At 49.6% G+C, this 1,692-nt stretch carries 3 protein-coding genes; all 3 read left to right on the plus strand.

Annotated features, from left to right (window positions below; all coding sequences use genetic code 11):
* Positions 1-176 precede the first annotated feature (176 nt).
* Positions 177-629: a hypothetical protein gene (locus EXE41_RS18425; RefSeq protein ID WP_137691771.1), complete on the plus strand. Its 453-nt coding sequence runs from the start codon at positions 177-179 to the stop codon at positions 627-629.
* A 252-nt stretch (positions 630-881) separates the two neighbouring features.
* Complete coding sequence (locus EXE41_RS18430; protein ID WP_137691772.1) at positions 882-1,319, plus strand: hypothetical protein; 438 nt, start codon at positions 882-884, stop codon at positions 1,317-1,319.
* A 122-nt stretch (positions 1,320-1,441) separates the two neighbouring features.
* Positions 1,442-1,692, plus strand: a 251-nt coding sequence (locus EXE41_RS18435) for a hypothetical protein (protein ID WP_199240907.1), incomplete at its 3' end; no start/stop codon positions are given.

Below are 1,692 nucleotides of genomic sequence, written 5' to 3' on the forward strand. Positions count from 1 at the left end.
GTATCGCCATCATATTTTTTGACGAGACCATTGGGCCACTAATGCTGTTCCTAGGATGGCATAGAAGAGCTGCCACGACATTTATTCCGTGAATTTACAGCCGGATAAGCCGATAGAACGTGCCTGCTTATTGATTAGGAAGAAACATTATAACGCCACTATCGGTAAAATGGACTATGCCCTCCCGACGTGATGTTATAGTTGGATTGCCTCTATTACTGGCGGGATGTACCGACTTACAGGACGGGTTTAGTTCGGACAGTGGAAGTGACGAAATACCCTCGGCAGACCAAATTGCAGGAGTGTATGCTGTACTTGTTACTGAGGGCTACGAAGATGAGCCGATAGTCCACTACACCGACGACCGAATTCACGGAGTGGCGGCTCTTCAGACGCTTATCGAAATGGGAGTAGATACAGAGCCCCGAACGAACGGTAACAACCAAACCACTGAGCACCCTGAAACGGTACTCATAGGCCACGGCGATGTTTCACAAGACAACCTGTACGAAGCCGTAGAAGCTCTATATGATCTCCCACAGAGAGAGAAGCGCGGTTGGGGGATACCTAAATGGTATATTGAACATCCCGAACAGGTACTCAGAGTCTCCTACGTTCTCTTTGACTGAACTCCACAGATCCAATATATTGTAGGATTCCTGACTGTATCTTCTGTATCTCGCATAGGGCTCCTGACACAATGCAGGCAAATCCGTACTATGTGTCGATGTGTGGATCACCTACTCACCATATTGAGGCGGATTCTTATCGGGTGGTTTGGAGTGAAACAGCCGCTCAGCCTGCATATCGCTCACAGAATGAGAACGGAGAGACGTAATCTCGTCGAAAGGTTGATGAGAAATACAAGCGAATGCTACTGTATGACAGAGATTCAGAACCGAATTGGAGCGTTCCTCGTCGGTGATGATCTCGATTTGACTAAACGGTGGGGAGTACTGGCTGCTAGCCTCTTCATCGTCATCTTCACCTTCTATCTGTTCGACTACTATCAGACGGTTTATGCGCTCATTCCGGGGCGAGTGATTGTCTACGGGGTCGCAGGGATACTGGTTCTGTTGTCTGCGTGGCAGGCGTATCAGAATCATAGCCTCGTAGCGAGTCTCTTGCTATGTATTGCCCCCGTGACTGCGCTCTTCATCCACATTATTGGAGAGGGTCAAACCGGCAATCCGGGGGTTGGTGAAACACTCCTACTCGGCACCGGATGGGGACTGGTGTTTGGTGTTCCACTTGGTGTTCTTGGCTTCATCCTTGGATACGCAGGTCAGAGATACATCGGCTCAGAGATTCCAACATAACCACGCACCTCCGTTTATTATTCTGTTGAAACCCGATCTCGAATCTGTCTTCAGCCTCAAAAAGAAATAACAGTTAGTAATCTATACCTTGACGTACCTTGCCATTCCCGTCCCCACATCTGTTGGTCATTTTCTTCCTTGATATCGGATCACTGCCCTTCATTATCCTGCCATTGTTCGTCGAATTTTTGGTACTCATCCGCGGAGCATACACCCGTGAGCCAACCGACATCGTGCTCGCTGCCGTCGCGGTGTCCTGCCTTCTCGTTTCGATGTGGGCCGTCATGGAGAGCCTGAACTCGTCAGGTGGCGTCTACTGGGGTGAATTGTTCTCGGCAGCCGCCGGTGGGCTTCTGCTGTTCCTCGTCATTAT

Source organism: Halorubrum sp. SD690R (genome assembly GCF_005435035.1).
GTDB lineage: Archaea > Halobacteriota > Halobacteria > Halobacteriales > Haloferacaceae > Halorubrum > Halorubrum ezzemoulense.

Coding starts and splice junctions, on each gene's coding strand:
- EXE41_RS18425 (WP_137691771.1), top strand. CDS start 177: ATGCCCTCCCGACGTGATGTTATAGTTGGATTGCCTCTATTACTGGCG.
- EXE41_RS18430 (WP_137691772.1), top strand. CDS start 882: ATGACAGAGATTCAGAACCGAATTGGAGCGTTCCTCGTCGGTGATGAT.